This is a genomic window from Paenibacillus sp. MY03, from assembly GCF_002165585.1.
GTDB lineage: Bacteria > Bacillota > Bacilli > Paenibacillales > Paenibacillaceae > Pristimantibacillus > Pristimantibacillus agaridevorans.
In genome coordinates, this window is the sequence record NZ_MXQD01000077.1 from 1 (window position 1) to 6,795 (window position 6,795).

Below are 6,795 nucleotides of genomic sequence, written 5' to 3' on the forward strand. Positions count from 1 at the left end.
GGACTAGGTCAATGCTTTCGAGGAATGTTTCCTCCGGAAACATTGCAGATGCTCACGTAGCTTCCACTACGCTCCGCTCCTCAGTCCCTAATCTTCATACAACCTTCTCGGTACTGAAAATCGAATTTTTTGAACACGTACTTATAAAGGGAATAGAGTGTTCTAGCGAGACCCGAACGTCACCCGATAAGCAGTCGGAGAGAAGCCGGTCGACGCCTTGAAAAGGCGGGATAAGTAGGAGATGTCGGATATTCCGACCCGGTCTCCGATCTCGGATAACAAGAGGTTTGAAGTGACAAGCAGCAGCTTGGTTTCCTCAAGCCTCTTTTTATTGACGTACTGAATCGGCGATGTGCCGAATTGACGCTTGAATACGCGAATGAAATAGTTGGGATGCAGGTGGGCCTGCTCCGCCAGCTCTTCTATGGTCAAATTCCGATGATAGTTGCTCTGAATGTGCGCGATCACTTGCTGGAGAGGCTCCGCCAATGCGGCAGGCCTCAGAGTTGGCTGCGCTGCAACGGCATGCTCCAGGTAGTAGGCGATCAGTTGGAGCATGGCGGATTTCACGAGCAGCGGAGCGCTGATGGAGGACAACGAACGGTATTCGAACAAATCCCGGAAGAGACGCGCGGCTTCTCCGTCGTTTTTTGCTTCGATGAAATCCGGCACTTGCAGCAAGTCGAACAGATTGCGTTCTCCTACCCGGGCCGTGAAGTGGCACCAATACTTGGTGAATCTTGTTCCGGACGTGTACGAGAAGGATTGCTTGACGCCCTGCGGCATCAAGAACCATTGTCCTGGCGCGGGATGGTATTCCGAGTCGCCGATCTTTAACCAGCCCTCCCCGTCGCATATCAAATAAAACTTGTTATAATCCGGCGTATAGTCGAGCTCCCGCCAATCGGTCCACACCTGATTGTAGCCTACCGCGGTTACGCGCACGTCAGGTTCTCCATGTATAATCGGGTTAGCGGCAGGCTGCTCACATCCACACTCTCCGTTCCGTCATCGTTAGATAGTTTTATACAACAGGAAGTTAACATTAGACATTCATTGCGGCAGTCCAAGTCTGCTAGGATGGAATCGAATCCGAAAATTAGAATGGAGGCCCCGATAGAGGCGGGCTCCACTACGATTTTAACATTCATAGACGGAATTCGGTAGACAAGAGCAGAAGAATGAAAGAGGTGCTTGCATGCATAATAACGAGCCGCGCATGATGTTCGACAGACCGGCTACATACTGGACGGAAGCGCTGCCGGTCGGCAACGGACGCCTGGGAGCGATGGTCTTTGGCGGAGTAGAGTCGGAACGCATCCAACTGAACGAAGATACATTGTGGTCCGGCGAGGCGAGGGATTGGAACAATCCGAAGGCGAAGGAGGTGCTTCCCGCGATTCGGGACAGCATCGCGCGGGAGGATTACATCGAAGCGGATCGTCTCGGCAAGGAGATGATGGGGCCCTACACGCAATCCTATCTGCCGCTTGCGGATCTGTTGCTGACGATGGATCACGGCAATAACTGTCGCGGTTATTCGCGAACGCTGGATTTGACCTCGGGCATTGCGTCCGTCACGTATACGATCGGGGGAATTCAATACAACCGCGACACGTTCGTCTCTCATCCCGCCCAGGCTGTCATTGTGAGACTGGAGTCAAGCGAGCCCGGCATGTTGAGCTTTCGTGTCAGATTAACAAGCTTGCTGCGTGCGCGAACCAATGGCGAAGAGGGAGATTATACGATAGAAGGCGTTGCGCCCGAGCAGGTATGGCCGAACTATTACAACTCGGCTAATCCTATCCGGTATGGCAATCCCGAGACGTCAAACGCGCTGCGTTTCCACGGCCGTTTAAGGGTCGTACTCGAAGGGGGGCGACTGAGCGTCGGTCATGACGGCGTACAAGTAGAAGAGGCGACGGCGGCAACCTTGTATTTCTCCGCGGCGACTTCCTTCGATGCCATGCTTGGCGAGGCAAGCAAGAACCGCGTGCCTTCTCGCGTGACGCTTGCCGCTATTGAGGAAATCGCAGATCAATCCTATGCCGTTATTCGGGAGGCGCATATCGCCGATCATAGCGAGCTGTTCGGGAGGGTTGCGCTTCGTCTCGGCGAGGCCAAGGCGCCGGCGAACATGAGCATGGATCGCCGTATTATGGAATACGGCAGCGACGATCCGGGGCTGGTGGAGCTGCTGTTCCATTACGGCCGTTACCTGATGATGGGAAGCTCCAGGCAGGGAACGCAGCCTGCCAACCTGCAAGGCATCTGGAACGAAGAGACGCGCGCGCCCTGGAGCAGCAACTACACGCTTAATATTAACGCGCAGATGAATTATTGGGCAGCCGAAAGCTGCAATATGGCCGATCTCCACGAGCCGTTGCTGGCTTATATCGAACGGCTCGCGAAGAACGGAAAGGAGACGGCCACCGTCAATTACGGAGCAAGGGGCTGGGTGGCTCATCATAACTCCGATCTGTGGGCGCAGACTGCGCCGGTCGGCAATTACGGCGAAGGGGATCCCGTTTGGGCGCTCTGGACCATGGGCGGAGTCTGGCTGACCCAGCATCTATGGGAGCACTATGCGTTCAGCGGGGACGTCGAGTTCCTGCGACAGCGCGCATACCCCGTCATGAAGGAAGCGGCGTTGTTCTGCTTGGACTGGTTGTACGAGGATGCGAACGGTTTCCTTGTGACGGGACCGTCGACATCGCCGGAGCATCATTTCGTGGCCGGCGAAGGATTGCATGCGGTCAGTGCGGCCGCGACGATGGATCTGTCGCTAATCGCCGAGTTGTTCGACAACTGCATGGAAGCGGGGAAGGTTTTGGGCGGGGAGGAAGCGTTCGCGAAAGAGCTGGCTGCGGCGAAGGCCAAAATGCTGCCGCTGCAGATCGGGAAGCATGGGCAATTGCAGGAGTGGTCCAGCGACTTCGACGATGAGGACGTTTACCATCGTCATGTCTCGCATCTTGTCGGCATCTATCCCGGCAAGCTCATCACGGAGCGGACGTCGCCTGAGCTGTTCGGCGCGGCGCGAACCTCGCTGGAACGGCGGGGAGACGGCGGGACCGGCTGGAGCCTGGGCTGGAAAATCGGCCTATGGGCTCGATTTAAGGACGGCAACCGGGCGGAGCGGCTGATCTCCAATCTGCTGACGCTCGTGAGGAACGATGAGCCTGGCGACTACAAAGGGGGCGGCGTCTACGCCAATCTGTTCGACGCGCATCCGCCGTTCCAGATCGACGGCAACTTTGCCGCGACGGCCGGAATCGCGGAGATGCTGCTGCAATCGCATGAAGGCATCCTCGAGCTTCTGCCCGCGCTGCCCGATAAGTGGCCTTCGGGAGAGGTCGGCGGACTTCGCGCCAGGGGCGGATACGAGGTCGGTCTTAAGTGGGAAGGCGGCGTCCTGAGAGAAGCAACTTTGCTCTCCGGCCGGGATCAGCTATGCGAGATAAGCGCACAGCAAGCGCCTTCCCGAATGATTGGAGGAGACAAGGAAGTTTTGTGGACGTCCTCCATCGAAGGGCGATTTGCTTTTGCGGTTACGGCGGGAGTCGTGTACCGATTGTTGTTCTAGAATAAGGGTTAAGCCAAACAACCGTTCCTTCGTTGGCGGCGGCGTCAGCCGCCATGCAACGAGGAACGGTTTATTTGCAATCAGGATATCTTTAAGAGTCGGCTATGACTCACGGCTTCGTCCAATCAGGCTTCGACTAATTCTGGCCGTTTTACCTGAAGCGGAGGAGGAATGAGCCAGCCTTTCTCCTTATTCATCTCCAGGATGCGAACGGCGAGGGCTGTTTTGGCCAAATGGTACTTGGCGTACAGGGCTGCAATGTCTTCCCTGATGCATTGGATCATGGCTTGGCTGCATCCCACAATCCCTGCCGCCGTATCGGCAGCGATCGCAGCCGCGATTTCCATATCCGTAAATCTTGCGCCGACCGGAATATCCTCCAGCTTGACTGGCGGTCTTTCGGCAGGAGCAGGAATAGGCGCGATTCCGTTGTTTGTAAGCAGTTGGTCAAGCTCTTTCGCTTCCAACTTGGATTGGTCGAGGAGTGCTTCCAAAATTTTCTTCAGTTCTTTGTCCCCGGCATGGTTCTGATAAGCCTGATAACAGGAAATCATCCCCTTCGCCACCATAGAACCCTGCCAAGCGGTGTAAATCTCGCCATAATGCATGGGTTCATCCTTCGGATTACCGCTCAAAATACCCATTTATAACACTCCTTTAGATTAGTAAACGCCTTGTTTAGCTTTGCCTTCTTTTTAAAAAATATGATGTATAGGGCATCTAGGTCGTGTCTGAAAACCCGCTCAGGGGCATCTTTCACCGCCTTTCCGCCCCCTGCTTCGTCACTTTTGCTTGACGTAGCCTTAGGTAACGCCTTCACAAAAGTTCCTTGCATGGAACGAAAATTCGGCAAAATCTGCTCCCCTCGGAGTATTCAGACACGCCCTAAAGAATGTCGTTGGATAAGCATACATATTTTAGTCCTTGCGCGGGAACAATTGTTCGTATTAAGATGATAATAAGAACAAATGTTCGAAAGGTCGGATGCAAGATGAACAATGGCGTGGGACTTCGTATCGCATTACCCCGATTGCTTCGTGCCGATGATACTCTGTCTGCGAGGGGGGGGAGATGTCATGCCCTCTGAACGTTCCATATTGCTTGTGGATGGTCAGTCCTTCTATGCGAGCGTTGAGAAGGCCGCGCATCCGGAATACCGGGATAAGCCTGTAGCCGTGGCCGATCCGGAGCGGCGAAGCGGGATTATATTGGCGGCATGCCCGCTCGCCAAGGCGCAGGGAGTTACAACGGCGAGCAGAGTGTTCGAGGCGAAGGCTCTCTGCAAGGATCTCGTCATCATTAAACCTCGCATGCAGAGGTACATTACGTACTCGTTGTTAATTACGGAGATTTTCGAAACCTTTACCCCATTGGTGGAGCCGTATTCCATCGACGAGCAGTTTCTGGATGTGACGGGTTCGCTTGGCTTATTCGGATCGGCGGAGGAGATCGCGGTCCAAATACAACATAAGGTCAAGCTGGCTACCGGCGTATGGTCCCGGGTGGGCATAGGACCGACAAAGGTGTTGGCCAAGACGGCTACGGATAATTTCGCGAAGAAACAGCCGTCCGGGATCTATCGGCTTGACCATTCCGATATCGAGAAAGACCTGTGGCCGCTGCCGGTCCACAAAATGTTTATGGTTGCTTCGCGCATGACCCGGCGGTTCACGATGTGGGGGCTGGATACCATCGGACATATCGCCCGGATGGAGCTCCCGATGTTCAAGAAGCAGATGCGCCGGATGATGGGCAAGCAATCGGACATTCAGGCCGAATATTATTGGCAGACGGCTCGCGGCATTGATCCCAGTCCGGTCGTTGCTTCTATAAGCGCCCCGCTAAAGTCCGTCAGTCATGGCAAGACGCTTAGAGCTTCGTTGTATACGCGAAGGGAGGATATCGAGGTTGTCCTGCTGGAGCTTTGCATCGAGGTCTGCCGTCGCGCTCGCAGGCTCGGGGTGCAGGGCAGGGTGATCTCCCTAGGCATGGGGGAGACCGATGGAAAGAAGGGCAACAGGTTCAACCGGCAGCTTACTCTGCTGCATCCGACATCGCTTACCCATGAGTTGTCGGCTGCCGTTCTTCGCTTATTCGAGGAATATTGGCAGGGCATGCCCGTTACCCATATTATGATCGCTCTTAATCAGCTCTCCAGCGACCAGGTGCAGCAGCTTGACCTCTTTGAGGACCGCTATAAAACATTCGAGCTGGAGAAAACAACGGACGCGATCAAGGATCGGTTCGGCGACATGGCAATCATGAGGGCATCCTCGCTTCTCGAGGCCGGAGTAGCTCGCGAGAGGGCGGGACAGATCGGGGGTCACTTTAAATGAGCAAGCTGGATGGCAATGAACGGTGGAAATCCAAGATGCTGCTTACGGAGCACAAGGAGCAGTACGAGAAGCGACACGAATCGAAGCAAGTGGGCAGACCAACAGCCGACGAGTTAGACCAAATACGGGATTATCTTATGTATCCGCACATGCTCACCATGATTCAGAAGAGCATTCAGGATCTGTCCTTCATGCAGGTTTCTCTCAAGGGAGTCCTCGCTCGCTGCATGGAATATCTGATGCAGAGAGTTACCGCCGACTACTATGCCCTCAAGAAGGAGCTCAGGCTGAAAAATATCAAAGTGATCGAGGAGGAGATGAATGACGGGATCCTCTACTTCCGTTATTTCTGCAGGGGCTATGAGGAGAAATTCGGCGTGGTCAGGGAATCCTTGCGGTCCGAGATCATTATAAAAATGACCGAATACACCAAGGAGATCGGCCAACAGCTGAAGCTGAAATGAGCCGTAAATTCCCATATTGGCATCAAGCAGACACGCGATCGCTTCGCGTGTTTGTCATGTCATATAAAAGGTTGTCTTTTACCCAGCTTTCCGAACAATTTTTACATACTCGCGAGGCTTATAGTTGACCAGGCTCATATCGTTTTCTGGCGAGGTTAGTCCCCTATAGGTTCCTTCGGACTCGGGGGATTGGTTCACCGTGTTTGGACGGTCCGTCTGTATCAAATAATTGGACCAGGCTGCTACCCCTGCTATAAAAATAAAAATGAGCAAACAAATCATCCATTTCGCATGCAGTGACAACGGGATCACTCCTTTCTCACCACAATAGAATTTATAAGTTTTCGAGCATTCGAAACCGAAATTCTATTTGGCGATAAATCCTCAGACTGTTGAGAAACCCACCAAT

Annotated in this window: 6 protein-coding genes; 3 read left to right on the forward strand and 3 right to left on the reverse strand. The window is 53.9% G+C overall.

Annotated features, from left to right (window positions below; genetic code table 11):
- Window positions 1-162: 162 nt before the first annotated feature.
- The gene (locus B1748_RS34530) at window positions 163-945 is read right to left on the reverse strand and encodes an AraC family transcriptional regulator (RefSeq protein WP_087572519.1); all 783 of its coding nucleotides are present in this window, start codon (window positions 943-945) and stop codon (window positions 163-165) included.
- A gap of 253 nt (window positions 946-1,198) precedes the next feature.
- Between B1748_RS34530 and B1748_RS34535 the strand changes: the two genes are divergently transcribed.
- Window positions 1,199-3,586 (forward strand): glycosyl hydrolase family 95 catalytic domain-containing protein, encoded by a 2,388-nt coding sequence (locus B1748_RS34535; protein ID WP_087572520.1) that lies wholly within the window; start codon window positions 1,199-1,201, stop codon window positions 3,584-3,586.
- Window positions 3,587-3,711: 125 nt separating this feature from the next.
- Here the strand turns inward: B1748_RS34535 and B1748_RS34540 are convergent, their stop codons facing one another.
- Window positions 3,712-4,230, reverse strand: a complete 519-nt coding sequence (locus tag B1748_RS34540) for a DUF3231 family protein (protein ID WP_087572521.1) — start codon at window positions 4,228-4,230, stop codon at window positions 3,712-3,714.
- A 432-nt stretch (window positions 4,231-4,662) separates the two neighbouring features.
- On the opposite strand from B1748_RS34540, the gene B1748_RS34550 reads away from it, so the two are divergent.
- Window positions 4,663-5,922, forward strand: a complete 1,260-nt coding sequence (locus B1748_RS34550) for a DNA polymerase IV (RefSeq protein ID WP_087572523.1) — start codon at window positions 4,663-4,665, stop codon at window positions 5,920-5,922.
- Window positions 5,919-6,386 carry a YhjD family protein gene (locus B1748_RS34555; protein ID WP_087572524.1) on the forward strand — a complete coding sequence of 156 codons (468 nt, stop codon included), beginning with the start codon at window positions 5,919-5,921 and terminating at the stop codon, window positions 6,384-6,386. Before B1748_RS34550 ends, B1748_RS34555 begins: the two co-directional genes overlap by 4 nt.
- Before the next feature lie 78 nt (window positions 6,387-6,464).
- Here B1748_RS34555 and B1748_RS34560 read toward each other — a convergent pair whose 3' ends face one another.
- Complete coding sequence (locus B1748_RS34560) at window positions 6,465-6,689, reverse strand: hypothetical protein (protein WP_087572525.1); 225 nt, start codon at window positions 6,687-6,689, stop codon at window positions 6,465-6,467.
- Window positions 6,690-6,795 lie beyond the last annotated feature (106 nt).

Bases quoted from the DNA above. Each gene is read 5' to 3' on its own strand.
- B1748_RS34535 (WP_087572520.1), top strand. From the start codon at position 1,199: ATGCATAATAACGAGCCGCGCATGATGTTCGACAGACCGGCTACATAC.
- B1748_RS34540 (WP_087572521.1), bottom strand. From the start codon at position 4,230: ATGGGTATTTTGAGCGGTAATCCGAAGGATGAACCCATGCATTATGGC.
- B1748_RS34550 (WP_087572523.1), top strand. From the start codon at position 4,663: ATGCCCTCTGAACGTTCCATATTGCTTGTGGATGGTCAGTCCTTCTAT.
- B1748_RS34555 (WP_087572524.1), top strand. From the start codon at position 5,919: ATGAGCAAGCTGGATGGCAATGAACGGTGGAAATCCAAGATGCTGCTT.